Origin of the sequence: Phenylobacterium sp., assembly GCF_020253645.1 — a bacterium.
Taxonomy (GTDB): Bacteria; Pseudomonadota; Alphaproteobacteria; order Caulobacterales; family Caulobacteraceae; genus Phenylobacterium.
This window is the reverse complement of the sequence record NZ_JADCBG010000082.1, coordinates 1-23,570: the sequence shown is the minus strand read 5'-3', so window position 1 is coordinate 23,570 and position 23,570 is coordinate 1. Positions and strand designations below refer to the sequence as shown.

Below are 23,570 nucleotides of genomic sequence, written 5' to 3'. Positions count from 1 at the left end.
CGCCCCCGGCGCTTGTAGGCAGGGCGGGGGGAGGGGGCAAGGGCCGCTTCCGGGAATTCAGATTCAGATCAGGGCGATCGCGGAAAGAAGTCGCCCGAAGTCCGGTTCGTTGCGATGGAGGGCCCGTCGATTGGAGTAGTACCGGTGGGCGTCTGCATAGGTGTCCTCTCCGATCCATTCCGATTTCACCACGCCCGCCCTCGCAAGCCGGGAAAGAGCGTAACCGGGCAGGTCGAACAGCAGCCGGTCTCCACCGCCGGGCCGGAAAAAAACCTCATCCTTGCGGCTTTCGCCTGTCACCTGCTCCCTGAACTCGGGTCCGACCTCATAGGACGCCGGACCAATGCATGGTCCGACCACCGCGACGATTCGCTCAGGGCGGGCGCCGAGCCCGATCATTGCGGCGACGCCGGCCTCGATCACCCCTGAGAGGGCGCCGCGCCATCCGGCGTGGACGGCGCAGACCACCCGCGCCTCGGGATCGGCCATCAACAGCGGAGCGCAATCCGCCGCCAGGGCTCCGCAAAGGACGCCGGGCGTCCGTGTTGCAACGCCGTCTCCCTGAGGGCGCTCGGGGCCAAAGGGTCGTTCCGCGGTATGGACGGACGCCGAGTGCACCTGATAGGCGATCGACAGGCTGCCGGCGGGAAGTCCCAGGGCCGCCGTCGCCCGGGCCTGGTTTTCCGCGACGTCGGCGGGATCGTCGCCAGAGCCGGCGCCGACGTTGAGGCCGGCGTACACCCCCCTGGAGACTCCGCCCCGCCGGGTGAAGAAGCCGTGTCGGACCCCGGCGACTTCAAGCCGGGGCGAAGTCAGGACCTCGAGGGACTCTCCGGTCATCCACGCCCTCCGAAACCCGGCGGCCGCAGGCCGGGCGAGTGCAGGGCGGCGGCCAGGAAGAGCTCGCCCATCTGGTCCGGGGCGGTCAAGCGCTCGACCTGACGGTGCAGCCGCCCGGTGTCGTCCGGACGGGCCCGGCTGAGCGCGGCGGCCCGCGCCTCCAGTCCCAGAGCCGACAGGAACCGTCCCTGGGCGATGGGCCCGGACGTCTCGATCCCCTCCCTGCGGGCGGCCGCAAGGACCGAGGGAAAGTCGGCGTGGGCGGTAAGGTCGGCCTGTCCCGGACGAGACAACGGATCTTCCCGGACATGCCCGCTGATGGCCTGAAGGGTGTCGCCCAGGCCGGGTTCCGCCCGGCCATAGTCGATCAGAAGGGCCGCCCCGCCGTCGGCGGCGATCCGGGCTGCGATGTCAGCGCCGAGGGCCTCCTGCGCCGGGGAATGTTCCCGCACGGCGCCCTCCCAGGCCGGATCGAAGGAGACGCCCGGGGACGGCGCGAGGCCGAACACCAGCCGGTCTCCTGCAAGCCCGACCCGGCGCTCCTTCCAGCTTCCGTCCCGCCACTCCCACTGGCGGATGGGCAGACAGTCCAGAACCTCGTTGGCGACAAGCAGGAGGGGCGCCCCGGCGGGAATCTCGTCCAGTCGGTCGACCTGTCCGGCGACGGGGCCGAGTTTGAGCCGCTGGCGGGCGCGCAGCGGCTGTGACGGTTCCACCAGCCAAAGGTCCGAGGCTTCAAGGAATCCAGGTTCGAGACGCGCGGCTCTGAGGATGTCGGACATCAGCGCGCCGTCCCCGGGGCCCAGCTCCACGAGCCGGAACGGCCGGGGTCGACCCATCTGGCGCCAGAGGTCGACCATCCAGAGGCCGATCAGTTCGCCGAACATCTGGCTGACGAGGGGAGCCGTCAGGAAGTCTCCGCCTCCGGCCCGGTCGCCAAGCGCAGGCCGGACGGCGTAGTAGCCGTCCTTGGGGTCATGAAGGCAGATGTGCATGTACTCGGCCACGCTGATCGGCCCGCCTGAGCGGATTCGCTCTGCGATCCGTTCGGCCAGCCTCACCGGGCGCCGGCGGCGGGGCCTTGGGCCAGTCCCCGCCGGATGAGCCAGGCGCCGAAGATCACCATTGGCAGGCTGAGGATCATGCCCATGGTCATCCCTAAGGGAAACTCGGGCATGTAGAAGTCCGGCTCGCGCACCGTCTCCACAAGGCTCCGGAAGACCCCGTATCCGACGAAGAAGAGACCGGCGGTGACGCCGGGCCGGGACAGCAGTCCCGCCCTGTGGGTCGCCCACCGCAGAAGGACGAAGAGGAGCAGGCCCTCCAAAAGCGCCTCATAGATCTGGCTCGGGTGCCGGGGCTCCGCGCCCGCTCCGGGGAAGACCATGCCCCAGGGCAGGTCGGTCGGGCGGCCCCAGAGCTCCCCATTGATGAAGTTGGCGATCCGGCCAAGGAAGAGGCCGATGGGGACCACGGCGCAGACCATGTCGCCCAGCGAGAAGATGTCGAGCCCCCTGCGACGGACAAACATCGCCACGGCGACCAGGACGCCGAGACAGCCTCCGTGGAAGCTCATTCCGCCGTTCCAGACCCTCAGGACCTCGATCGGGTCCGTCAGAATGAGGGTGGGCGTGTAAAACAGGACATGGCCCAGCCGTCCTCCAACAATGATCCCCAGGGTGATCCACAGGACGAGGTCTTCCAGGCCTGACTTGTCCACAGGCGCTCCGCGCGCGCCCCACAGGGCCTGCTGACGGATCAGGGCCGCCGCGTAGCGCCAGGCCAGAAGGATGCCGGCGATATAGGCGAGGGCGTACCAACGGATGGCCACCGGTCCGATCTGAATCAGAACGGGATCGATCTCCGGGAAGGGCAGGGCCAAGGGGCGCCTCCGTGTCGCTACGGAGGCAAGGTCTAGCCGAGAAGGTCTTCGCTTTCACCCCCGTTTGCCCCATATTCCCCGACATGCAGACGCAAAACCCCTTCCTCGACGAAATGGCGCGGCTCACCAACGCCGCGATGGGACTGGCCCAGAGCGCCGGCGAGGAGGCCCGCGCCGCCTTCCGGTCCCAGGCCGACCGCTGGGTCGCCGAACTGGACCTCGTGCGGCGAGACGAACTGGACGCCCTCAAGGCGGAGATCGCCGCCCTTCGCGACGAGGTCGCAGCCCTCCGCACGGCGGCTCCGGCCAGGGCGCCCCGCAAGCCAAAGGCGAAATGATCCACAGGTCCTGGGCCGTTCAGGCCCGATAGAAGGTGAATCCCGCTGTAGGGAATCTCCTGATCCGGATTAGCCTGCCTCAGCGCATCGACGATTCGAGTTCGTTGAGGAGGTCGCCGCACCCATGGATTCGCTCCTGTCCGAGGACGAGGCCCTGTTCAGCCAGGACCCGCTGGATGTGGTGGAGCATGTCCTGGAGGCTGAAAATCTGAAGTTCGACCGCACCGAAAAGGGCGATGTCGCATTCACCCTCTCCGGCGGCTGGCGGGATTTTGGTCTCTGCTTCACCTGGCGTCCCGATGTGGATTGTCTCCAGGTCAGCCTGTCCCTCGACATGTGTGCGCCCGCCGCCTTGCGGGGGCAGGTCTTCGAGCTTCTCGCGGGGGTCAACGCCCGGGCGTCGCTGGGGCTGTTCGAAATGCGGGACGACGGGGAAATCCTCTTCCGGTTCGGCACGCCGCTGCTGCCGGGAGAGTATCCCGGCCTTGGCCAGACCGCGGGCATGATCGACGTCGCCATGGAGGCGGCGGAGCGGTTCTTTCCGGCTTTCGACTTCCTGATCCGCTGCGGCAAGCCGCCTGCGGAGGCCCTGGCCGCCTGCATGTTCGAGACTGTCGGCGTCGCCTGACGTCCTTTCTCCATCGGGCTTTCTCCATCGGGAAGGTTTCCTCCGGGCCGAGGAGTCTCTAAGGGGGCGGGACCGGAGGCGGTGATGACCCCAGTTCTGATGCTTGGCGCCGGGCGCCTGGGAGGCGCCCTGATTGAAGGCTGGAGCCTTTACGGCGGGCCGGTCGGCGCAGACCTCATGATCCTTGACCCCGCACCGTCCGAGGCCGCTCTCGCCGCCGGGCGGGCGGGCGCCCTCCTGACGCCCGGGCCAGCGGACCTGGCCCGCGCGGCGACGGTCGTCCTTGCGGTGAAGCCCCAGGTCTGGCGGGAGGCGGCGGCGGCCATCACTGGAGACCTCAATCGCGACGCTGTGATCATCTCGGTCGCGGCGGGCGTCCGCGCCGCCGACATTTCGGAAGCCTTCGGGGGACGTCCGGTCGCCAGGGTCATGCCGACCACCGCTGTGGCGGTGGGCCGGGGGGTCGCCAGCCTCTTCGCCCCCGACCCCGAGGCGGGCCGTCGCGCCCGCGCCCTCTTCGGCCTGGTCGCCACCGTCGTGGACCTCCCCCGGGAGGACCTTCTGCACGCCGCCACCGGGGTCTCAGGTTCGGCGCCGGCCTATTTCTACGCCTTCGTGGAGGCCCTGGAGGCGGCCGGCTTCACAGCGGGACTGCCGACCGACGCCGCCCGGGACCTCGCCCGGGCCACCATGATCGGCGCCGCGGCCCTGCTGGACGCCAGCGGCCAGGACCCTGCCGAGCTCCGGCGCCAGGTGACCTCGCCCAAGGGCACGACCGAGGCCGCCCTGGAGGTCCTGATGGGCGAGGGCGGGCTGGGTCCTTTGCTGGAAGCCGCAGTCGGCGCCGCCACGCGCCGTTCGGCTGAGCTTGGGAGTTAGGGTCCGGACTCATAACCACCGGATGACGGTGGCGGCCAGGGCGATTGCGCCGATGAAGGACTTGATGTTGCGATCGAAGCGGGTGGCGATGCGTCGCCAGTCCTTCAGGCGGCGGAACATGCGCTCGATGACGTTGCGCTGGCGGTAGATAGCGGCGTCGTAGTCGTACTGGATCTTGCGGTTCTTGCGGGGCGGGATGACAGCCTGGGTCCCGCGTCCAGCCAGCCATTCGCGCAGGGCCTGGCTGTCGTAGCCCTTGTCGGCGACGAGTTCGGCTGAGGGTGGCATGGCTTCGATGCAGAGCTGGGCGACCTTGCAGTCGTGGACGTTTCCGGGGGTCAGCAGAAGGACGAGAGGGCGGCCCTTCGCGTCGCAGACGGCGTGGAGCTTGGTGTTGCGCCCGCCTTTGGTGAGGCCGACACCATGAGCCAAGGCCCCCCTTTTCCGCCGCCGGCGCAGCGATGGACCTTGATGCAGGTGCTGTCGACGAACAACCGGTCCGGCGCGTCCTCGGCGCCGGCCAGGGCGCTGAAGATGTCTTCCCATATCCCGCGCTCGGCCCAGCGCACGAAGCGGTTGTAGAGCGTCTTCTTCGGACCGTAGACGCCCGCGCAATCGGTCCACCGGCCGCCGCAACGCAGGGCGTGGACGATCCCGCTCAGCACCCGACGATCATCCACCCGCTTCTTGCCGCGCACGTCGGTCGGCAGCAACGGCTCGATCCGAGCCCACTGCGCATCCGAAAACCAAAAGAAATCAGACATCCAACGCCTCCAGCCTCGGAAGCAGTGAATCATGCGCCGGTCACCAGCGGAATCCTGTTACTGGGTCCGGACCCTAGTCCGCCGAGGTCCAGGTCTGGCCCTGGCAGATCACCGCAATGCACCCCTCGACCTTCAGGACGCCGCTGGCGGTGAGGCTGAGCTTGGAGTCGTAGGTCCGCCCGGTGTTCGGATCATAGATCTTCCCGCCGCCCCAGCGCCCTGGCCCAACGGGCTTGAAGTCGCGCAGAATCTGGAGCCCAAGAATTGGGCGGTTCCGCAGGGCGGGATTGGGATTGGCCTCGTCCCGCGCTTCGGAGGCGGGCTTCCCGTCCCTGTTCCGGCCAGAGATGATAACGCCGCACAGCTTGTCACCGCAGGGGGCGATGCGAACCTTCCCCTGCTTGTCCTCTGTGAACCAAACGCCGACCGGCGACGTGCTTGCGAAGGCCGTACCGGCGGAAAGAGCCAGAGCGATGCTGGCGATGAAGGTTGTCGTAATTGGTGTCATGGGATCCCCCGCAAGTTTAACCCCGGTATCGTCTGCAATTCCCCCCAGGTCAATTTCCTACGGCGCCGGGCAGTCGCAGGACTGCCCGCAGTCCGCCGAGCGGGGAGTCCTCCAGGAGGACATCCCCGCCGTGGCTTCGCGCGGCGTCCCGGGCGATCGCCAGCCCAAGTCCCACACCCTTGGTGTTCTGGTTTCTCGAGGGATCGAGCCGGTTGAACGCCCGGAAGGCTTCCTCGCGACGCTCAGGCGGGATGCCGGGCCCATCGTCGTCCACCCGGATGGTCACGCTGGACGCCGTCGCTTCGACCTCGACCCGAACCTCCTGGCCGTGCACCGCGGCGTTGCCGATCAGGTTGGCCAGGGCGCGTTTGAGAGCGCTGCGACGACCGTGAAAGGACGCCTGCGGAGGAGCGGAGACGGACACCTTCGCCCCGGTTCGGCGGGCCCCGTCCGCAGCCTCCTCGACGAGCGCCGCAAGGTTCAGGTCCACCGCCTGTTCGCCGCCTTCGCCACGGGCGAAGGCCAGGTACTCATCGATCATGTGCTCCATTTCCGCCAGATCCTGCTTCATGGCCCCGATCGAGGGACTTGGATCTGCGAGGGCGAGTTCGAGCCTGAGCCGGGTCAGGGGCGTCCGGAGGTCGTGGCTGACAGAGGCCAGCAGGGCGGTGCGCTGCTCGATATGTCTCTGGATCCGCGCCTTCATGGCGAGGAAGGCGTGGGCGGCCTGACGAACCTCGCGGGCTCCGTGGGGCTTGAACGCCGGTGCGTCCCGACCGCGGCCGAAGTCCTCCGCCGCCTGGGCGAGCCGCTCGATGGCGCGGACCTGGTTGCGGATGAACAACAGCGAGACGCCCGTGAGGATCAGGGTCGCAGCGGCCATCCAGCCCAGGAAGATGGCTCCCTGGGTGGCGACAGCGCGTTCCTTGGGGGCCAGGACCCTCAGCACGCCGCCCCGGGCCGCGACGCGGATGTCCACATAGGCAGGATATCGCGTCGTATCGAACCAGAAGGGTGCGTCGATCCGGGACGACAACGCCTGCCGGAGGGAGGAGTCCACCGCCGGGAGCGCACTCCGCCGCCGTGTTTCGGGCAATGGCCTGCCCGGCAGGAAGGCGATGGACAGGCTCATGGACCTCTCCGCGCGGCCGGCCGTCCTGGCCAGGCCGGTGGGCGAGGGATCATCCTCGTAGCTCTCGAGCGCCCAGGCGATGTCGCCCGCGAGGCCTTCCGACAGCCGCATGGTGACTGTCCGCCAGTGCGCGTCGAAGAACACCCACGCCACCGCCAGCTGCATCAGGGCCACCGGCAGGACGATGATCAGAAAGGTGCGCCCGTAAAGGGTGGCCGGCAGGCTGCGCTTCAGGAGCCTGCGCCAGGCCGCGGACGCCGGAGCCGGAGTCGTCATCAGTCCGGCGCCAGAAGATAGCCGATCCCGCGGACGGTCTGGAGGTAGCGCGGAGACCTCGGATCCGCCTCGATCTTTCTCCGCAGCCGGGTGACCTGGATGTCGATCGCCCGGCCTGCGGGATCGACATCGGGCTGGATGAGTTCCCTTCGCTCGACCGGCTGATGGGGGTCCCGGGCCAGTCGCCGCAACAGGCTCACCTCGGCCTCCGTCAGTCTGACGGGCCGTCCTTCCCGTGTCAGTTCGCCCCGGGAGGGATCAAACACACAGGGGCCAAGGCTCAGGCCCGGCCCGACGGCGCCCGGCGACTCGGCGACCCGGCGAAGGATGGCTTCGATCCTGAGGACGAGCTCCTCGGGTTCGAAGGGCTTTGGCAGATAGTCGTCAGCGCCGCGCCGGAGACCCTCGATACGGTCTTCAGGGTCGCCCCGCGCGGTCAGCATGAGGACTGGCAGTCTGCCTGTCCGCCCTGGCTGGCTGCGAAGCCAGGCGACGAGGGACAGGCCATCCTCGCCGGGCATCATGACGTCAAGAATGGCGAGGTCGAAATCAAGGGCGTCAAGAAGACGGCGTGCAGCTTCAGCCCCCGCGGCGACCGAGACGCGGAATCCCCGGCGTCGAAGGAAGGCGCGCAGGAGTTCACGGATCCTGTCGTCGTCATCAACCACCAGAAGGTGCCGGGGCGTGTCGGAGACGGACGAACTCATCCCGGCGCTATCCAGGCCCGGTCCGGTCTAGACCATTGACGCCGGACCTTCCCGGGGCTGTAAGGGACGGCCTTCGAGAGGAGAAAAGCTTCCAATGTCACTCGTTCCCTTTGATGACCGCGACGGCTGGATCTGGCTTGACGGCCAGTTTACCCCCTGGCGCGAGGCGAAGGTGCACGTCCTGACCCATGGCCTCCACTATGCGTCCGCCGTGTTCGAGGGTGAGCGCATGTATGGAGGCGAAATCTTCAAGCTCCGCGAGCATACCGAGCGCCTCTTCAAGTCTGCGGAGATCCTCGACTTCGAAATCCCCTTTACGGTGGACGAGATCGATCAGGCCTGCAAGGACACCTGCGCGCGGAACGGCCTGGAAGACGCCTATGTCCGGCCGATCGCCTGGCGGGGGTCCGAGATGATCGGCGTCTCGGCGCAGAACACGAAGATTCACGTGGCCGTCGCGGTCTGGGACTGGCCCTCCTACTTCTCGCCGGAACAGAAGGCGAAGGGCATCCGGATGTGCTGGGCCAAGTACCGCCGCCCTTCGCCCGAGACCGAACCCGTGCACGCCAAGGCCACTGGCCTCTACATGATCTGCACCCTCTCGAAGCACGCCGCCGAGAAGGCTGGCTATACCGACGCCATGATGCTCGACTATCGCGGCTATGTGGCCGAGAGCACGGGCTCGAACGTCTTCTTTGTTCAGGACGGGGCGCTCATCACGCCAACACCGGACTGCTTCCTGAACGGCCTGACGCGGCAAACGGTGATCGACATCGCCCGGGCCAAGGGTTTTGAGGTGGTCGAGCGTCACATCCTTCCCGAAGAACTCTCCGGGTTTTCCGAATGCTTCGTGGTCGGCTCGGCGGCCGAGGTGACCCCGGTCTCGGAGATCGGCGAGTACAGGTTTACTCCCGGCAATATCTCGCTGAGCCTGATGGATGACTACGCCCGGCTCGTGCGGCGCCAGCCCTGACCTCGCGGATCAGTCCCTGCGCCCGGCCCAGAAGCGGACAGTCCGCTTCGCAACTTCCCGGGGCAGGGCGTCGTAGATTTCCCCATACTCCCGGGCGCGCCCCATGGGGTTGTTCTCCCGGCCGAGCACTAGCACCGCCAGAGTGATGAAGATGGCGCGGTCGAAGCCTGCCGCCTTGCAGATGATGGACAGGGCGTCCAGTTCGCGCCGATCGTAAATTTTTTGGGCAGTCTCGAAGTCCACGCCCGCCAGTCGCGAAATCGCGATGAGGTAAGCAGTAACATCACCGCTCCGCAGGAAGCCGACCAGAGCGCTCGGGCTGATGGTTCCGCGGATCTCCGCAGACTTGACCGTCTTCTGGGCGTGGGCGAAGTCGTCGGGCACAGGCTTCTTGCGCGTAGTGACCCGATTCCGGCTCTGGCGAAGGGCCTCATCCAGATCTTCCGGCTTGATCTGGGAATTGCGCTGCAGGATGAAGCTGCGCATCCGCGACTCCACCTGGAAATACATCTCGTTCAGGAGGTCCACAGGCAGCTTGGCATAGCGGACGACGGCCGACTGCAGGGCCGGAAGCTCAATCGCCCGGTCCACCAGCCTCTCATGCGCCTCTCTGGACAGGTTGACAGAGGCGTTGGCGAGCAGAATTTCGAGCGTGTCTTCCTCCGCGCGCTCGATGATCACCCCCGAGACGCTGACCGGAAGGTTGGAGCGCTTAGCGATCGCCTTGAGGTGAGCCTCGCTGCGGGTGCGGGCCACCTCCAGGAGATCCTCCTCCGAGAGGGCCCTCGAAAGCTGAAGGATCGGGCTGGCGACATCTATGGTCTCGTCGAGGGCGAGATTCCGGATCAGGTCCTTGGGGGGCACCCGCGCCAGGGCCATTCGGTTGGCGAGTTCGGCGCGGACCTTGCTCTCCATCTCCTGGGCGAGCTGGCTGAGAACCTCGTCGAACAGATCCAGTTCGGGATCGTCAGCGCGCGGCCCGAACTGAAAATACATGTCCGCGACACGATGCATCAATTCGCGACGCCGTTCCCCGGACCTGTCCCGGGCCAGCTCCATGAGCTGTGAGGCGCTTTGCTTCATACTGGATCACTCGCGGCGGGCGTTTCTGCAGCCTACAACGGGAAATTGTCCCGCAGAAGTCGGACCCTATCCCCCGCGCTGTTAAGTAGAGCCTAACGTCCTCGCCACCCTCCTGCGCTCCACGCGCTCCGGGCCGGCCTGAACGGCCCCCCCATTGTGGCCAGGAGCGCCAGGGCGGCGATCCTCCGGTCGGACTTGATCGTATTGCCCGCATCAAGGCTCCGCCCTGCGACCTCAGGGAGCCGATCCCGATCTTCAGGATGGTCCTCCCCGGTTCGGTGAACACCCAAGCCGGCTCTCAGGGCCCGGAGAGGCGGGTCGGGTCAGCAGGACACGCCGGGCGTCTTTGCAGACGGTTTGGCGCGGGTCGGGGAGCCGCCTTCACTTCAGGTGGTCAAGCGGCATCGGCGCCACGTTCTGCAGATTGTACGAGAAGAGCAGGTTCACGATCCGCCAACCGCTGTCACCCTTGATCATCTGCCAGCTTTCCGCGCCCCAGTTGGTCACCTTGTCGTTCTCCGTGAAGGCGTAGCGGAAGGTCACTGTCGCCAGCTGGCCGTCGCTGACGATCATCGGCGGACCGAACCGCTCGGCAAGCGCTGAGCCCTTCACCTCCGGGGCGCCGATGAGCTGGTGAGCTCCCTGGTCTTCGAGGGCGGCGACAGGGGTGTTCGTCGCTTTCTCGATCCATGCGCGGGAGGAGGGATGCCCGGTTGCGCGCCAGCTGATCGTGTTCTCATGGAAGACAGACTTGAGCGCCTCAAGATCCTGCGCGCGGATCGCTGCGTCAAAGCGCTTGATGACCGCACCGATCTCGGCCGAGTCGCTCTGCGCCATGGTCGCCGCAGGTGCGGGTTGGGCATTCACCGCGCCTGACGGGGCCAGCGCCAGCAGGACCAGACTTCCCGCGACGATGAGTTCACGCATCATGCTCTCCTCTCTTTCGTACCTGGGCGTGACCCTTGACGCAGGGCGCGACCGGCAGGCAATGTTCCATTCAACAAACTTTTATTGTTTTACATAAAGGAATGTCAAGATGGAGAGGGCTCAATGGTCCGGCGCGCCGACTGTGCGGCGGGTTCGACGCGTCGTGCAGGTCCTGGGGATCAGTCTTGTCGCGCTCTATCTGGCCATGTGGCTAAGGCCCCCCAACCCCGTCGTCGAAGTCCTCCGCGCAGGTCCGGGCGGCAACCCGTGGGTCGAAGCTGCAATGCTTATCGGGGCGATGGGCCTGTTTGCAGCCCTGCTGCAGCTCGAACGCGTGCTCGGCGCGCTCGAACGGGGCTTTCCCTTCACCCGCGAGATCGTGACGGGGTTCTATCGCTTTGCGGCGCTCGCGAGCGGATCGATGTTCATCGTCGTCGCGGCGCCGACCCTGGGATCGCTGACGAGTTTGGTTCCGCACGGGGTGGCCATCACCCTGAGGATGATTGATGTCCTTCTCCTGGTGATTTGCTTGTCCTTCTTCGCCGTCGCCGCGCTGATCGCCGAGGCGGTGCGGATCGACCGCGACAACCGTTCGATTGTCTGACGTATGCCGATTGTCGTGCGACTGGACGTGATGCTGGCCCGGCGCAAGGTGCGGTCACGGGAATTGGCGGCATATGTCGGTATCACCGAGGCCAATCTTTCCCTGCTTAAGTCAGGGCACGTAAAGGGCATCCGCTTCGCTACACTCGCGGCGATCTGCAAACATCTTGATTGCCAGCCGGGCGATCTGCTCGAATTCGTCGATACCGACGAGGTTTGACCGCTCCCACGTCAATGATGGGACCTGCGAGCGGCGGAGAGAGGCGTCCCCTGCCGGTGTAAGAATATCGTCTGCTTTGCCGCCTCGCATAACATCAGATCATGCGCAGGGTGTGCGTCGATCAATCGCGGCCCGAAGAAGAACCCGTTGGTCTGGCCGCACTTTGGAGAGGGCCGCCTGGATGCTGATCAGTCTGGAACTCGTCTCCCACCCATCCCTGACGATAGCGGCGCGCCGAAAGGCGCCAGCCTCTACAACGAACAACGACTGGATGAAGGATGGATATGGATATGGATAGCCAGGTGGACAGGGCGTGAGATGTTCGAACGCCAGATGGCCTATCCTGGTCGCGGCTGCGACCGAGTATCCAGTCTCCTCCGCAATTTCCCGACGCAGGGTCCGCTGTTCATCCTCGCTAGTCTCCCGGCGTCCTCCGGGCATCACATGGAAGGATCCATCGGGATCTGTCACCATCACCACTTTACCTCTTTGGAAGACGACACCTCGCACCGACGTGAGCAGTGCATCAGGTGGAGGAGTATCCGAAAGCACGAGCTGCAGCTGGAGACGTGAAGCGCCCCAATCTACTGTCGTGCTGAAAATGACACGCGGCTCAGAGGAGGGCGGGGTCGCGCGCACTTTCCTCATGCAAAAGCAAATCCTGTAGCATGATCCGTCGGGTCCAAAGGCGTCACCCCGGTTCCCAGTGGGGCGGGCTCGCGACAGGCTTCAGTGACATCTGGGCTCGCAGTCGCTGAGCGTGCGGACGCCTCGGCGGCTTCCCCTGCGACCGTCGCGCAGTCGAGTGGGCATACCTGGGGCCTGCGGGAGTATCCATCTTAGTCGTTGCGGCGCCCCAATTTAGGACTTGGCCCATAAAGAACCCTTCAAGCCTGAAGGCAAACAGCATCACCAGAGAGCAGAATCAAACATTTAACGGCCGCGCCACCAGCGCAGGCCCGCCCGCTCCAGGCGCTCCAGGCCGGCGTGCACGGCCACTCCCATCACCGCCAGGACCAGCAGGGCGGCGATCATCCGGTCGGTCTGGAGCTTGTTGCCTGCATCCAGGATCTGCCAGGCGAGGCCGCGCACGCCGCCCGACCCCGCGGCGAACTCCGCCACGACCGCACCGATGATGGCCAGTCCCGCGCCGACCTTCAGCCCCTCCATCAGGAAGGGAACTGCGGCAGGAAGGCGGAGGCGCATCACCCTCTGCAGGCGATTGGCCCCGTAAAGGTCAAACAGGCGCTCGAGGTCCGGGTCCGCAGACCGCAGCCCCGTCACCGCGCCGGAGAAGATGGGGAAGAAGGCCACCAGCACGGCGAGGGCGATGACCGCCCGCTCCGGGTGGTCGATCCCGGCCCAGATCAGGATCAGGGGCGCGACGGCGACGACAGGGGTGACCTGCAGCGCGGAGGCGAGAGGGCGGACGGCCCGTTCAATGAGCGGGCTCAGCCCCACGAGGATGGCGAGGGCAAGCGCGCAGGCCGCAGCCAGCGCCAGGGCGACAAGCGCTACGGAGAGGGTGTTCCAGGCGGCCGGAACCAGGACCGGCAGGCCCTCCACGGCCGCCACGGCCACCTGCGACGGAGGCGGCAGGAAGTAGGCCGGCACGCCAGTCATGCGACAAGCCAGCTCCCAGCCTCCGAGGAGAAGCAGGATCAGCCCCAGCGGCGCAAGGGTGTCCGTCAGCCGGTTCATGGTCCGGCCTCCGCCCCACGGGCCAGCAGGGCCGAGATTGTCTCCGCCGCCTCCGTGAAGACGGGCCAGGTCCGGAAGCCCGGCGGCCGGGGCAGGGGCGCCTCCACCCGCACCTCGCCTGCGATGCGACCGGGCCCCCGGGTCAGGACCACGATGCGTTCAGCCATGTAGGCCGCTTCCTCGACATTGTGGGTGACGAAGACGATGGCCGGACGGGTCTGGGACCAGAGGGCCAGGACGTCGTCGGCCAGGGTCCGCCGGGTGATCTCGTCAAGGGCGGCGAAGGGCTCGTCCAGCATCAGCAGACGGGGGCGGGTCACCAAAGCCCGGGCGAGGGAGGCGCGCATGGCCATACCCCCCGAAAGCTGGGCCGGGCGTGAGCCTTCGGTCCCCGCAAGGCCGACCCTGGCCAGGGCCTCGGCCGCCTGGCTCCGGGCCTCCGCCTTCGGCGTCCCCGCCAGCTCCAGGGGCAGGGCGACGTTCGCGCCGGCGCTCATCCAGGGGGCGAGGGTCGGGGCCTGGAAGACGACGGAGGTCTCGCCGCGTCCGGCCGCCCGGCGCACCTGGCCGCGACTGGCCGGCTCCAGCCCCGCAAGGAGGCGCAGGGCGGTGGACTTGCCGCAGCCCGAGGGTCCGACCAGGGCGATGATTTCGCCCTCCGCCACGGCCAGGGAGATCGGGCCCAGGGCGCGACCCCGCCCGCGATAGTCGACCTCGACGTCCTCAAGGGCGGCGGCGATGCTCACCGCCTACTTCCCCGCCGCCGGCCGGACGAAGTCGAGAGTGTAGGCCTTGGTGTAGTCGAGGTCCTTCGGATAGACGCCCTGGGCGATGGCCATCTCGGCGAAGGCCTTCCAGCGCGCGTCCGTCATGACCCCGACCCCGCCGCTGGCGGCGTCACCGCCCTCGACGAGGGCGTACTGGCGCATCTTCTCCCGGGCCTGGTCCAGGATGTCCTGGGTCATCTCCGGGTTGTCCTTCAGGATCAGGGCGTCTCCGGGCTTGGGGTCGCCGGTCAGGTAGGACTTCCACCCCGCCGCGCTGGCCTCCACAAAGGCGCGGACCCTGGCCGGGTCCTTGTCGATCAGGGCCTGGGGAAAGAGGATCATGGCCGCATACGAGGGATAGCCGTTGTCCGCCAGCAGGAAGACCCTGGGCTTCAGCCCGGCGGTCTTCTCGATCGTGTAGGGTTCGCTGGTCAGATAGCCCTGCTGGGCCACCGACTTGTCCGACAGGAACGGGGCGGCGTTGAAGGTGTACTTGCGGATCTGGGCGTCCTCGAAGCCGTACTTCGACTTCATCCAGACCCAGAAGGCCGTGACCGAGGCGTCGGAGAGCAGGATCGGCCGGCCCTTGAGGTCCTCGATCCGCTCGATCCCCTGGTCCGGATGGGCGATCAGGACCTGGGGGTCCTTCTGCATCATGGCGGCTACGGCGCGGATCGGGGCGCCCTGGTTGGCGAGATTGAGGACGATGAAGCTGTTGGAGCCCATCCCGGCCTCCACCGCGCCTGCGGCCAGAAGCTGGGGGACGTTCACCCCGGGTCCGCCCTGGACGATCTGCACCTTCAGGCCGCGCTTCTCGTACTCGCCTGTCGCCAGGGCCTGATAGAAGCCGCCCTGCTCGGCCTGGGCCCGCCAGTCCGTGGCGAAGCGGATGACCCCGGCTTCGCCGCCCGGCTGCGCCGCCTCCTTCGGCGGGGAGCAGGCCCAGACCAGGCCCGCGGCGGCCAGGATGGCGATTGTCCGGATGAACTTCATGGTGCGACCTCCGGGATCCTTCAGGGACCCCGGCAAACTAGGCGCCTTTCAGGGGAAGGCAACCGCGAAGGTCCCCTTTTGCAAGGGGCCCACGGCAAGAGGGCGACGCACCGGTCGCCCGGTCCGCCGCCCTCTTTCAGATCCGTTGGGAGATCTGAGTCCCGAGGCGGGTCGGCTGAGGTCCTGCAGGTCGCCCCGCAGGTTCCGCCGCGCCCGGAACCGCGATCCTGAGCCTCCCGCAGGGTCGCCCCCGCCGTCCGCTCCGATCCGGCTCTCCCGCCCGGCGCGGTCCAGGTCGCCCCTTCCGTTCACCGCGCGTCGCCTCTCGACGTCCCCACGCTCTCACCGGCCCGCCCGCCCGGCAAGACCTCCTGATCCGCCGCGCGTGGGCGAGGTGGTGGACAGGCTGTGAGCGAACTGTGGAAGGTCGGTGGATGACGCGAATTTCGTGAGCGAATCCAGTTCGTGGCCGATCTCCACAGGAACCCTGAGGGTCAGCCGCCGGAGGCCAGGCTGGCCTTGAGCTCCTCCAGTTCCAGCCACTCGGTCTCGGCCGTCTCCAGGCGGGAGCGCGCCGCCTCAAGCTCCGCGGTCAGGCGTTCGAAGGCGCCGGGATCGCGGCGGTATAAGCCGGAATCCGAAAGACGCAACTCCAGGTCCCGGATCTGCTCCGGCAGGCTGGCGACCAGGGCCTCGGCCGCCTCCAGGCGCCGCTGGTCGCGATAGGACAGCTTTCCCGGCCGCGCCGCCACAGGCGAAGGCCCGGCGGCCGGCGCGGCCTCGCGCGGACCGGCCGCGGCTCGGGCGGGCGGACCCAGGAAGCCCGGGTTCTGGGCTTCGAAGTCCTTCCACCCGCCGGGGGTCTCTACGATGTCGCCCCGCCCGTTCAGGGCGATGGTCGATGTCGCCAGCCGGTCGATGAAGTCCCGGTCGTGGCTGACCAGGAGCAGGGTCCCGGCATATTCGGAGATCGCGTCCTCAAGGAGGTCCAGCGTGTCCATGTCGAGGTCGTTGGTCGGCTCGTCCAGCACCAGCAGGTTGGACGGCGCGGCCAGGACCCGCGCCAGCAGGAGGCGGTTACGCTCGCCTCCCGAAAGGCTGCGCACCGGCTGGCGCAGCTGCGCCTCGGTGAACAGGAAGGACTTGGCGTAGGCCGCCACGTGCCAGGGCTTGCCGCCCACCAGGATCTGGTCGCCGCCCAGCGGGGCGAGGACGTCCCGCATTGTCATGTCCGGCTTCAGCTCGGCCCGGCTCTGGTCCAGGTAGGCCACCTCCAGTCCGGTTCCCAGCTTCACGCTCCCGGAATCCGGCTCCAGCTGGCCCACCAGCATTCGGACCAGGGTGGTCTTGCCAGCCCCGTTTGGCCCCACAATGGCGACCCGGTCGCCCTTCTGGATACGGGTGGAGAAGTCGCGGATCACGGTCCGGCCGCCCCAGGCCTTGGAGATCCGCCGGACCTCCGCCACCCGCTGACCCGAGCCCTCCGCAGCGACCGCCTCCAGGCTCATCTGGCCCCGGACGTCGCGCAGGCGTTCGGCGCGGGCCGCCCGCAACTCAAGGAGGGCGCGTCGTCGCCCTTCGTTGCGGGCCCGGCGGGCGGTCACGCCGCGCTGCATCCAGTGTTCTTCCTGCTCAAGCCGCTTCTGGAGCCGGCGGGCGTCCTCGGCCTCGGCGGCGGCGATGCCCTCGGCCCAGGCCTCGAAGTGCGAGAAGCCGCGGTCCAGCCGGCGCATGCGGCGTCCCTCCAGCCAGAAGCAGCGGTCCGACACCCGCTCCAGGAAGGCCCGGTCGTGGCTGACCAGCAGGACGGCCGCCCGGCTGGCCGCGATCTCCGACTCCAGGGTGGCGATGGCCGGGATGTCGAGGTGGTTGGTCGGCTCGTCCAGCAGCAGGACGTCCGCGTCCCGGGCGAAGGCGGCGGCCAGGGCGGCGCGCCGGACCTCGCCGCCGGACAGGCCCTCGCTGGACTTTCCGGGGTCGAGGCCAAAGGTCTGGAGGGCGGCGTCGGCCTCGTGCGGTGCGGCGCCGGCGGCGACCACGTGGTCCCGGACGGTCGGGCCGCCGATCACCGGTTCCTGCGGAACCCAGGCGATGCGAAGGCCAGGCGCCAGCGTCCGCTCGCCTTCGTCCGCCTCCACCTCGCCGGCCAGGATGCGCAGGAGGGTGGTCTTGCCCGCTCCGTTGCGTCCGACCAGGCAGGCCCGGCAGCGGGGCTCCAGCGCCAGGTCCACGCCGTCGAAGAGCATTCGGGGGCCGTCCGCGAGGCGGACCTGCCGAAGGGCGAGGACGGGGGGCTTCATGGCCCCCCTTACCGCCCAGGGGCCCGGCCTCCAACCCCCGGACTGGCGCCGCTTCGACCCTGGGGCTAGACAGGCGACATGAGCCGCCCCTTCTGGGAGACCACCCCCCTCGACCGCATGACGCCACAGCAGTGGGAGAGCCTCTGCGATGGTTGCGGCCTGTGCTGCCTGATCCGGTTCGAGGACGCCGACACCGGCGAGATCATCCCCACTCGCGTGCACTGCCGCCTGCTCGACGCCGCCTCCTGCCGCTGCTCGGACTACGCTAACCGGAAGCGTGAGGTCCCGGACTGCATCGCCCTCACGCCGGCGGTCATTCCGCAACTGGGCTGGATGCCGAAGTCCTGCGCCTACCGGCGGATCCATGAGGGCCGGGGCCTCGCCGACTGGCATCCGCTGATCAGCGGCGAACCCGAAAGCGTCCACAGGGCGGGCGGTTCCGTCCGCGGCCAGACGATCAGCGAGACGGACCTGGAGGATGAAGCCGACATGATAGATCACGCCGCGCCCGACCTGCTTGTGGAGAGGGGCCGCCGGGGCTGAATAGATCACGCCGCGCCCGACCTGCTTGTGGAGAGGGGCCGCCGGGGCTGAGCTCCTCATGTCACCGGAAGTGACATTCTGGCAACACTTGCTCTTGTACGATCCACGTCCGACCCTAATTTCGAGCGTGTGAATTTCCCAGACTGAGGTGACCCCCGTGGCGCGAGATCCCTACGAGGTGCTCGGCGTTCCGCGCAGCGCCGGGGCCGATGAAGTCCGCAAGGCCTTTCGCAAGCTGGCCAAGAAGCATCACCCCGACGCCAATCCCGGCGACAAGGCCGCCGAGGAGAGGTTCAAGCAGGTCAGCGCCGCCTTCGATCTCCTGGGAGATGCAGAGAAGAGGCGGAAGTTCGACGCGGGCGAGATTGACGCAGAGGGCCGGGAGGTCTTCCGGGGCTTTGCCGGACCGGGCCAGGGAGGCCCGTTTGGCGGGGGTGGTCCGGGCGGATTTGACGCGTCAGACTTCGGCGACATCCTCGGCGAGATGTTCGGCCGGAGGACCGGCCGCGCCGGTGGGCGCAGCGGCGCGGGACCAGGAGCCGGCCCCGGATCGGGTCCGGGGTTCGCCCCGCGCGGCCCGGATGTTCGCGCCCGGCTCGAAATCGACCTCGAAGAGGCCATACTGGGCGCCAAGAAGCGGATTTCGTTCCAGGACGGCCGCACCCTCGATGTGACCATCCCGGTTGGCGCCGTGGAGGGCCAGACCCTGCGTCTCAGAGGCCACGGAGAGCCCGGCCGCGGCGGCAAGGGAGACGCCCTGATCGAGCTCGTCATCCGTCCCCACCCTGTCTTCCGCCGGGATGGGGAGCAGCTGGTCATGGACCTCCCCGTTTCCATCCCCGACGCCGTGCTGGGCGGACGGATCCAGGCGCCCACGCCGGATGGGCCGGTCAGCCTCACGATCCCGCGAGGGGCGAGTTCGGGTCAGTCCCTCCGCCTCAAGGGCAAGGGCCTTGCCGATGGTCGCGGGGGCCGCGGGGACCTGATCGCCAGGGTGCAGCTCATGCTGCCCGATGCGCCGGACCCTCAGCTCGAGGCCTTCGCTGCGCGGTGGCGCGAAGAGCGGCCCTATGTCCCGCGTCGCCGCTGAGTCGGGTTCATTTCGCATTCAGCCTGGGTCGTGCAGGACGTGATCATGCACCGGAGAGTCGCCCTCCTTCTCCTTTCGACCGGCGTCCTGCTGGCGGCCGGCCCCTCGGCGCAAGCCCAGGGGCCGGTCCGTCGTCCCGACCAGGACCGGGCGCTCGACGCCGTCCGCGATGGTCGCCTGGCGCCTCTCTCGCAGGTTCTCGACGTCATCGCGGCGCGAACCCCGGGAGACCATCTCGACACCCGTTTCGGCGAGACCGTCGACGGTCGCCCGGTCTACCTCGTCACCTGGCGGACCCAGGACAACCGGGTGGTGGTGTTCATTGTCGACGCCCGGAGCGGGCGCATCCTCGACCAAAGGGGAGGCTGAGGTCTTGCGCCTCCTTCTGGCCGAGGATGATCCGGACCTGGCGCAGAGCCTCAGGCGCTCCCTGGTTGCGGCCGGCTACGCCGTCGACCTTGCGAGGGATGGAGAAGAGGCCGCCTTCCTGGGTGAAACCGAACCCTATGACGTCGTGGTGCTCGATCTCGGTCTGCCGCGTCTCGACGGGGTCGCCGTCCTCAGGCGCTGGCGGGCCGGCGGCGTCCTGGCGCCGGTCCTGATCCTCACCGCCCGCGACGGGTGGTCGGAGAAGGTCGCGGGCTTTGACGCCGGGGGCGATGACTATCTCACCAAGCCCTTCAACACCCCGGAGCTTCTTGCACGTCTGAGGGCCCTGCTGCGACGGTCGGCGGGGCGGGCCAACGCCAGCCTCGCCTGCGGCGATCTTGTCCTCGATCCCGGCGCGGCGCGGGTGACCCTCGCCGGGGAGCCGGTGCGCCTGACGTCCCTTGAGTATCGCCTTCTGCACTATCTCCTGATGCACGCCGGGCGGGTGGTCAGCCGGACCGAGCTGATCGAGCACCTCTACGATCAGGACTTCGACCGGGACTCGAACACCATGGAGGTCATCATCGGGCGGGTGCGCCGCAAGATCGGTCCTGAGCGCATCGTGACCCAGCGGGGCCTGGGCTACCGACTTGAGGCCGGCAGGCCGGCGGACTGATCCTTGGCCCCCTCGACACCCTCCCTGGTCCGTCGGCTGGTCCTTCTGGCGGCCGTCTGGTCGACCGCCGTCCTGGCTGCGTCGGCGATACTGCTGGGCCTTCTCTTCGAACAGGCGGCCCTGAGGCGCTTTGACCAGGGCCTCTCGGACCTGACGGACAGCCTCGCCGCCGCAGCCCAGACCGATCGCGCCGGCGGGGTCGCTGTCCGCGATCTGGGCGACCTGAGGACAAGGCGGGTCTATTCAGGCCGGTACTGGCAGGTCTCCCGGGTTCGCGATGAGGCCGGGTCCTTGGTTCTCGCCCGGTCAAGGTCCCTGTGGGACACTGAACTTCCCCTGTCGCCGGAGACCCTCCGTCAGCTGGAGGTCCGGACCTCCGGCGCCCTGAGCTACGCGGCGGCCGGTCCCGGGGGGCAGCGGCTGCGAATCCGCGCCACACGGCTCGTTCTCCCCGGCGCCGACGGGCCCGTGATCGTCCTGGCCGCGGAGGATCGTCGCCCCGTCGACGCCGATGTCCAGCGCTTCTTCGCCGCCACTGCAGCCGTCTTCGGTCTCCTCGCCCTGGGCCTCGTGGCGGCCGTCGTCATTCAGGTCCGACTGGGTCTTCGCCCCCTTTTCGCCCTCAGCCAGGAAATCTCCGATCTGCGGGCGGGACGGGCGGACGAGCTGGCCGGCCGTTACCCTGCGGAGCTGACCCCTCTGGCCGACCAGTTGAACGCGCTGGTCCGGCACAACAGGGACTCGCTCGAGCGCCAGCGGGCGCACGTGGGGAACCTCGCCCACGCCCTCAAGACACCCCTCACGGTCCTGTCCACCGCCTCCACCCGGGATGCGCAGGGCCTGGCCGCCCTGGTCGCCGCCCAGACCCAGGTCATGCGAACCCAGGTCGACCATCATTTGCGAAGGGCGCGCGCGGCCGCCCGTCACCCCGGGGCCGGGGTGGCCACCCCCGTGGCGGAGGCGGTTGATGACCTGGTGCGGACCCTCGGGCGGTTGCACCAGGACAGGGGCGTGGTCATCGAATGGGATGCATCGGACGACCTGCAATTCCTCGGCGAGCGACAGGACCTGCTGGAGATCATCGGCAACCTCCTCGAGAACGCCTGCAAGTGGGCGGGACGCCGGATCGCCATCAGCGCCCGGCCGGTGGGGCCGGACAGCCTGGTCCTGGAAATCGACGACGACGGTCCGGGACTCGCCCCCGACGAGAGGCGGCGCGCCCTTGAGCGCGGCGGCCGTCTCGACGAGTCCGCCCCCGGCTCGGGGCTTGGCCTCAGCATCGTCAGCGATCTGGTCCGGGCCTATGGCGGCGCCCTCGATCTGGGGGACTCGCCGTCCGGCGGCCTGCGGGCCCGGGTGACCTTGCCCCGTGCGGCGGATTGAAGGCCGGGGACCCCTCGCACAGACGCTGCAAAACAGCTACATGGCGTCCATGGTCGTTTTCTGGACGGCGGCGGGGCTCCTGGCGGCCGCTGCTGCGGCAGTCATCCTCCTCCGGGCCGCCCGGTCTGCGCCGCAGACAGGCGCAGCCGATCCGACTCTCGACGTCTACCGACGCCAGCTTTCCGAGATCGATGATCTCTCCGACCGCGGCCTCATGGAGCCGGGCGAGAAAGAGGCCGCCTATGCCGAGGCCGGCCGGCGCCTGCTTGTCGCCGCCGACGCCTCCGCGCCCGGCTGGACAGCGCCCGCAGGCCAGCGCCCCCTCCTTCTGGCCGTGGTGGGGGGCGTCGGTCTCGCCACGCTCGGGGCCTATCTCATTCTGGGTCAGCCCGGACAGGCCGACCAGCCTCTGGCCCAGCGTATAGAGGCCTGGCGCACGGGCTCCCTCAATGACCTGAGCCCGGCCGAGCTGGCGGCCGTGCTTCGTCAGACCCTCGAGACCCGCCCGGAAGTCGAAGGGTACCGGTTCCTGGCCCTCGCCGAGGCGCAGTCGGGCAATCCGGCCGCCGCAGCCCGGGCCTTGCGGCGCGCCCTCGACCTTGCGCCCGAGCGCGCCGACCTCTGGGAAATGCTGGGCCTGAGCCTCCTGAGCCGTTCGGAGGGAGAGGTCACGCCCCAGGCGCGCGAGGCCTTTTCAGAGGCGGTCCGGCTGGACCCGGGGGCGCTGGCGGCCCGCTTCCATCTGGCCAGGGGCCGGGCGGCCTCGGGTGATGCGGAAGGCGCTGTGCGCGACCTTCAGGCCATCGGCGCCATGCTGCCCGCCGGCGATCCCCGAAGGGCTGACATCGACAACGCCATCCAGGAGGCCCGGTCACCGGCTGCGCCCGCTTCCGGGACGCCGACTTCCGACATGATCGGCAGGATGGTGGCGGGGCTCGCCGAACGCCTGGAGTCGAACCCGGATGACCCCGACGGCTGGATCCGGCTGGTGCGCTCCTACGCCGTTCTCGGCGATGTCGCCCGCCGCGACGCCGCTCTGGCCAGCGCGAGGAAGAGATACGCCGGCCAGACGCAGGTTCTGGAGCAACTCGAGCAGGCTGCTCAAACGGAGCCCATGAAATGAAAGGCTGGCTGCCCCGATCTCCCCGCGCACGGCGCCGTCTGACCCTCATCGCAGGGATCGCGCCGATCCTCGCCCTGGCGGCCGGCCTCACGCTCTGGGGGCTCGGGGACTCGATCTCCTATTTCTACACGCCCGGCCAGGCGGACGCCGCCAAGCCGCCGCCCGGCCGCTCCGTCCAGCTCGGTGGTCTCGTCGTGGACGGAAGCGTCCTGCACCACACCGACGGCCGGGTCGAGTTCAGCGTCCGGGACAACGTCGCCGTGGACCGCATTCACTATCAGGGGGATCTGCCCGACCTGTTCCGGGAAGGTCAGGGTATCGTGGCCACAGGCGCCTTCCGGGCGGACGGCGTGTTCGAGGCCCGTCAGGTCCTGGCCAAGCACGATGAGACCTACATGCCAAGGCAGGTGGCGGACGCCCTGAAGGCCCAGGGCGAGTGGCGCGGCGGCGAAGAGGCGAGGGCCACGCCATGATCGTCGAGTTCGGCGCCTTCGCACTGGTCCTGGCCCTGGTCCTGTCCTTCGCCCAGGTCGGGCTTTCCGTGGCCGGTCGCTTGCGTCGTTCGGTCGTCCTGGCGGGTGGGGGCGAGGGCGCTGCCCTCGCGGGGTTCGGCGCCCTGACCCTGTCCTTCGCCGCCCTGGTGTACGCCTTTGTCATTTCGGACTTCTCGGTGATGAACGTCGCCGCCAATTCCCACTCCGAGAAGCCGCTGCTCTACCGGGTGTCCGCCGCCTGGGGCAGCCATGAAGGCTCCATGCTGTTGTGGAACATCGCGCTGACAGGGTTCGGCGCCGTGCTCGCCAGCCGGGGCCGGGCGCTTCCGCGCGAGCTCAAGGCCACTGCTGTCGCGGTCCAGGGCGTGATC

Annotated in this window: 27 protein-coding genes and 1 pseudogene; 14 read left to right on the top strand and 14 right to left on the bottom strand. The window is 68.4% G+C overall.

Going from position 1 to position 23,570, the window contains the following annotated elements:
- Window positions 1-63: 63 nt before the first annotated feature.
- Genes pgeF through lgt form a run of 3 tightly spaced genes read right to left on the bottom strand, consistent with a single transcriptional unit; the run spans window position 64 to window position 2,716 of the window.
- Complete coding sequence (pgeF, locus tag INE98_RS06060; protein WP_293537390.1) at window positions 64-840, bottom strand: peptidoglycan editing factor PgeF; 777 nt, start codon at window positions 838-840, stop codon at window positions 64-66.
- Complete coding sequence (locus tag INE98_RS06055; RefSeq protein ID WP_293537388.1) at window positions 837-1,901, bottom strand: SAM-dependent methyltransferase; 1,065 nt, start codon at window positions 1,899-1,901, stop codon at window positions 837-839. Before INE98_RS06055 ends, pgeF begins: the two co-directional genes overlap by 4 nt.
- A complete protein-coding gene (gene lgt / locus INE98_RS06050; RefSeq protein WP_293537404.1) occupies window positions 1,898-2,716 on the bottom strand; it encodes a prolipoprotein diacylglyceryl transferase in 819 nt (272 codons plus the stop codon). The genes INE98_RS06055 and lgt overlap by 4 nt, the downstream gene beginning before the upstream one ends.
- Window positions 2,717-2,805: 89 nt before the next feature.
- Here lgt and INE98_RS06045 point away from each other — a divergent pair, with 89 nt between their 5' ends.
- From INE98_RS06045 to proC, 3 genes are all read left to right on the top strand, one after another.
- Window positions 2,806-3,060: an accessory factor UbiK family protein gene (locus INE98_RS06045; RefSeq protein WP_293537386.1), complete on the top strand. Its 255-nt coding sequence runs from the start codon at window positions 2,806-2,808 to the stop codon at window positions 3,058-3,060.
- Window positions 3,061-3,184: 124 nt separating this feature from the next.
- Window positions 3,185-3,688, top strand: a complete 504-nt coding sequence (locus INE98_RS06040; protein WP_293537385.1) for a YbjN domain-containing protein — start codon at window positions 3,185-3,187, stop codon at window positions 3,686-3,688.
- An 84-nt stretch (window positions 3,689-3,772) separates the two neighbouring features.
- Window positions 3,773-4,567 carry a pyrroline-5-carboxylate reductase gene (proC, locus tag INE98_RS06035; protein ID WP_293537383.1) on the top strand — a complete coding sequence of 265 codons (795 nt, stop codon included), beginning with the start codon at window positions 3,773-3,775 and terminating at the stop codon, window positions 4,565-4,567.
- A gap of 9 nt (window positions 4,568-4,576) precedes the next feature.
- Here the strand turns inward: proC and INE98_RS06030 are convergent.
- The 4 genes from INE98_RS06030 to INE98_RS06015 all read right to left on the bottom strand — a co-directional run bounded on the left by INE98_RS06030 (window position 4,577) and on the right by INE98_RS06015 (window position 7,954).
- Window positions 4,577-5,331 (bottom strand): IS5 family transposase gene (locus INE98_RS06030; RefSeq protein WP_293537381.1). Its coding sequence is split into 2 segments (ribosomal slippage): window positions 4,577-4,998 and window positions 4,998-5,331, totalling 756 coding nucleotides; the frame shifts between segments, so codons are not numbered across the junction.
- Between the two features lie 73 nt (window positions 5,332-5,404).
- Window positions 5,405-5,839 (bottom strand): DUF2147 domain-containing protein, encoded by a 435-nt coding sequence (locus tag INE98_RS06025; protein ID WP_293537379.1) that lies wholly within the window; start codon window positions 5,837-5,839, stop codon window positions 5,405-5,407.
- A gap of 49 nt (window positions 5,840-5,888) precedes the next feature.
- Window positions 5,889-7,247 (bottom strand): HAMP domain-containing sensor histidine kinase, encoded by a 1,359-nt coding sequence (locus INE98_RS06020; protein ID WP_293537377.1) that lies wholly within the window; start codon window positions 7,245-7,247, stop codon window positions 5,889-5,891.
- Complete coding sequence (locus INE98_RS06015; RefSeq protein ID WP_293537376.1) at window positions 7,247-7,954, bottom strand: response regulator; 708 nt, start codon at window positions 7,952-7,954, stop codon at window positions 7,247-7,249. Before INE98_RS06015 ends, INE98_RS06020 begins: the two co-directional genes overlap by 1 nt.
- Before the next feature lie 94 nt (window positions 7,955-8,048).
- Between INE98_RS06015 and INE98_RS06010 the strand changes: the two genes are divergently transcribed.
- Window positions 8,049-8,927, top strand: a complete 879-nt coding sequence (locus tag INE98_RS06010; RefSeq protein ID WP_293537374.1) for a branched-chain amino acid aminotransferase — start codon at window positions 8,049-8,051, stop codon at window positions 8,925-8,927.
- Window positions 8,928-8,936: 9 nt separating this feature from the next.
- Here the strand turns inward: INE98_RS06010 and INE98_RS06005 are convergent, their stop codons facing one another.
- Window positions 8,937-10,010 (bottom strand): DUF2336 domain-containing protein, encoded by a 1,074-nt coding sequence (locus INE98_RS06005; RefSeq protein ID WP_293537373.1) that lies wholly within the window; start codon window positions 10,008-10,010, stop codon window positions 8,937-8,939.
- A 381-nt stretch (window positions 10,011-10,391) separates the two neighbouring features.
- Window positions 10,392-10,940, bottom strand: a complete 549-nt coding sequence (locus INE98_RS06000) for a nuclear transport factor 2 family protein (RefSeq protein ID WP_293537371.1) — start codon at window positions 10,938-10,940, stop codon at window positions 10,392-10,394.
- A 106-nt stretch (window positions 10,941-11,046) separates the two neighbouring features.
- On the opposite strand from INE98_RS06000, the gene INE98_RS05995 reads away from it, so the two are divergent.
- Window positions 11,047-11,541 carry a DUF2975 domain-containing protein gene (locus INE98_RS05995; RefSeq protein ID WP_293537369.1) on the top strand — a complete coding sequence of 165 codons (495 nt, stop codon included), beginning with the start codon at window positions 11,047-11,049 and terminating at the stop codon, window positions 11,539-11,541.
- Between the two features lie 3 nt (window positions 11,542-11,544).
- Window positions 11,545-11,760, top strand: coding sequence for a helix-turn-helix transcriptional regulator (locus tag INE98_RS05990; RefSeq protein ID WP_293537368.1), 216 nt, complete (start codon window positions 11,545-11,547; stop codon window positions 11,758-11,760).
- 99 nt (window positions 11,761-11,859) lie between these two features.
- On the opposite strand, the gene INE98_RS14530 is transcribed toward INE98_RS05990, so the two are convergent.
- From INE98_RS14530 to INE98_RS05970, 5 genes are all read right to left on the bottom strand, one after another.
- A complete protein-coding gene (locus INE98_RS14530) occupies window positions 11,860-12,408 on the bottom strand; it encodes an NUDIX domain-containing protein (RefSeq protein ID WP_367120169.1) in 549 nt (182 codons plus the stop codon).
- A gap of 285 nt (window positions 12,409-12,693) precedes the next feature.
- Complete coding sequence (locus INE98_RS05985) at window positions 12,694-13,461, bottom strand: ABC transporter permease (protein WP_293537367.1); 768 nt, start codon at window positions 13,459-13,461, stop codon at window positions 12,694-12,696.
- The gene (locus tag INE98_RS05980; protein WP_293537365.1) at window positions 13,458-14,207 is read right to left on the bottom strand and encodes an ABC transporter ATP-binding protein; all 750 of its coding nucleotides are present in this window, start codon (window positions 14,205-14,207) and stop codon (window positions 13,458-13,460) included. The genes INE98_RS05985 and INE98_RS05980 overlap by 4 nt, the downstream gene beginning before the upstream one ends.
- Before the next feature lie 3 nt (window positions 14,208-14,210).
- The gene (locus INE98_RS05975) at window positions 14,211-15,221 is read right to left on the bottom strand and encodes an ABC transporter substrate-binding protein (RefSeq protein WP_293537363.1); all 1,011 of its coding nucleotides are present in this window, start codon (window positions 15,219-15,221) and stop codon (window positions 14,211-14,213) included.
- A gap of 494 nt (window positions 15,222-15,715) precedes the next feature.
- Window positions 15,716-17,521 carry an ABC-F family ATP-binding cassette domain-containing protein gene (locus INE98_RS05970; RefSeq protein WP_293537362.1) on the bottom strand — a complete coding sequence of 602 codons (1,806 nt, stop codon included), beginning with the start codon at window positions 17,519-17,521 and terminating at the stop codon, window positions 15,716-15,718.
- A 78-nt stretch (window positions 17,522-17,599) separates the two neighbouring features.
- On the opposite strand from INE98_RS05970, the gene INE98_RS05965 reads away from it, so the two are divergent.
- From INE98_RS05965 to INE98_RS05930, 8 genes and pseudogenes are all read left to right on the top strand, one after another.
- Window positions 17,600-18,064, top strand: coding sequence for a YcgN family cysteine cluster protein (locus INE98_RS05965; protein ID WP_293537360.1), 465 nt, complete (start codon window positions 17,600-17,602; stop codon window positions 18,062-18,064).
- A gap of 157 nt (window positions 18,065-18,221) precedes the next feature.
- Window positions 18,222-19,154 (top strand): J domain-containing protein, encoded by a 933-nt coding sequence (locus tag INE98_RS05960; protein ID WP_293537358.1) that lies wholly within the window; start codon window positions 18,222-18,224, stop codon window positions 19,152-19,154.
- A 45-nt stretch (window positions 19,155-19,199) separates the two neighbouring features.
- On the top strand, window positions 19,200-19,523 hold the full coding sequence (locus tag INE98_RS05955) for a PepSY domain-containing protein (RefSeq protein WP_293537356.1): 324 nt from the start codon (window positions 19,200-19,202) through the stop codon (window positions 19,521-19,523).
- 4 nt (window positions 19,524-19,527) lie between these two features.
- A complete protein-coding gene (locus INE98_RS05950; protein ID WP_293537355.1) occupies window positions 19,528-20,199 on the top strand; it encodes a response regulator transcription factor in 672 nt (223 codons plus the stop codon).
- Window positions 20,200-20,202: 3 nt separating this feature from the next.
- Window positions 20,203-21,582 carry a sensor histidine kinase gene (locus INE98_RS05945; RefSeq protein ID WP_293537353.1) on the top strand — a complete coding sequence of 460 codons (1,380 nt, stop codon included), beginning with the start codon at window positions 20,203-20,205 and terminating at the stop codon, window positions 21,580-21,582.
- 40 nt (window positions 21,583-21,622) lie between these two features.
- A complete protein-coding gene (gene ccmI, locus INE98_RS05940) occupies window positions 21,623-22,705 on the top strand; it encodes a c-type cytochrome biogenesis protein CcmI (protein ID WP_293537351.1) in 1,083 nt (360 codons plus the stop codon).
- Window positions 22,702-23,178: a cytochrome c maturation protein CcmE gene (gene ccmE, locus INE98_RS05935; protein ID WP_293537349.1), complete on the top strand. Its 477-nt coding sequence runs from the start codon at window positions 22,702-22,704 to the stop codon at window positions 23,176-23,178. The genes ccmI and ccmE overlap by 4 nt, the downstream gene beginning before the upstream one ends.
- A pseudogene (locus INE98_RS05930) lies at window positions 23,175-23,570 on the top strand (heme lyase NrfEFG subunit NrfE); the annotation flags it as partial. The gene ccmE and the pseudogene INE98_RS05930, both read left to right, overlap by 4 nt.

Bases quoted from the DNA above. Each gene is read 5' to 3' on its own strand.
- pgeF (WP_293537390.1), bottom strand. From the start codon at position 840: ATGACCGGAGAGTCCCTCGAGGTCCTGACTTCGCCCCGGCTTGAAGTC.
- INE98_RS06045 (WP_293537386.1), top strand. From the start codon at position 2,806: ATGCAGACGCAAAACCCCTTCCTCGACGAAATGGCGCGGCTCACCAAC.
- INE98_RS06040 (WP_293537385.1), top strand. From the start codon at position 3,185: ATGGATTCGCTCCTGTCCGAGGACGAGGCCCTGTTCAGCCAGGACCCG.
- proC (WP_293537383.1), top strand. From the start codon at position 3,773: ATGACCCCAGTTCTGATGCTTGGCGCCGGGCGCCTGGGAGGCGCCCTG.
- INE98_RS06025 (WP_293537379.1), bottom strand. From the start codon at position 5,839: ATGACACCAATTACGACAACCTTCATCGCCAGCATCGCTCTGGCTCTT.
- INE98_RS06020 (WP_293537377.1), bottom strand. From the start codon at position 7,247: ATGACGACTCCGGCTCCGGCGTCCGCGGCCTGGCGCAGGCTCCTGAAG.
- INE98_RS06015 (WP_293537376.1), bottom strand. From the start codon at position 7,954: ATGAGTTCGTCCGTCTCCGACACGCCCCGGCACCTTCTGGTGGTTGAT.
- INE98_RS06010 (WP_293537374.1), top strand. From the start codon at position 8,049: ATGTCACTCGTTCCCTTTGATGACCGCGACGGCTGGATCTGGCTTGAC.
- INE98_RS06005 (WP_293537373.1), bottom strand. From the start codon at position 10,010: ATGAAGCAAAGCGCCTCACAGCTCATGGAGCTGGCCCGGGACAGGTCC.
- INE98_RS06000 (WP_293537371.1), bottom strand. From the start codon at position 10,940: ATGATGCGTGAACTCATCGTCGCGGGAAGTCTGGTCCTGCTGGCGCTG.
- INE98_RS05995 (WP_293537369.1), top strand. From the start codon at position 11,047: ATGGAGAGGGCTCAATGGTCCGGCGCGCCGACTGTGCGGCGGGTTCGA.
- INE98_RS05990 (WP_293537368.1), top strand. From the start codon at position 11,545: ATGCCGATTGTCGTGCGACTGGACGTGATGCTGGCCCGGCGCAAGGTG.
- INE98_RS14530 (WP_367120169.1), bottom strand. From the start codon at position 12,408: ATGAGGAAAGTGCGCGCGACCCCGCCCTCCTCTGAGCCGCGTGTCATT.
- INE98_RS05985 (WP_293537367.1), bottom strand. From the start codon at position 13,461: ATGAACCGGCTGACGGACACCCTTGCGCCGCTGGGGCTGATCCTGCTT.
- INE98_RS05975 (WP_293537363.1), bottom strand. From the start codon at position 15,221: ATGAAGTTCATCCGGACAATCGCCATCCTGGCCGCCGCGGGCCTGGTC.
- INE98_RS05970 (WP_293537362.1), bottom strand. From the start codon at position 17,521: ATGAAGCCCCCCGTCCTCGCCCTTCGGCAGGTCCGCCTCGCGGACGGC.
- INE98_RS05965 (WP_293537360.1), top strand. From the start codon at position 17,600: ATGAGCCGCCCCTTCTGGGAGACCACCCCCCTCGACCGCATGACGCCA.
- INE98_RS05955 (WP_293537356.1), top strand. From the start codon at position 19,200: ATGCACCGGAGAGTCGCCCTCCTTCTCCTTTCGACCGGCGTCCTGCTG.
- ccmI (WP_293537351.1), top strand. From the start codon at position 21,623: ATGGCGTCCATGGTCGTTTTCTGGACGGCGGCGGGGCTCCTGGCGGCC.
- ccmE (WP_293537349.1), top strand. From the start codon at position 22,702: ATGAAAGGCTGGCTGCCCCGATCTCCCCGCGCACGGCGCCGTCTGACC.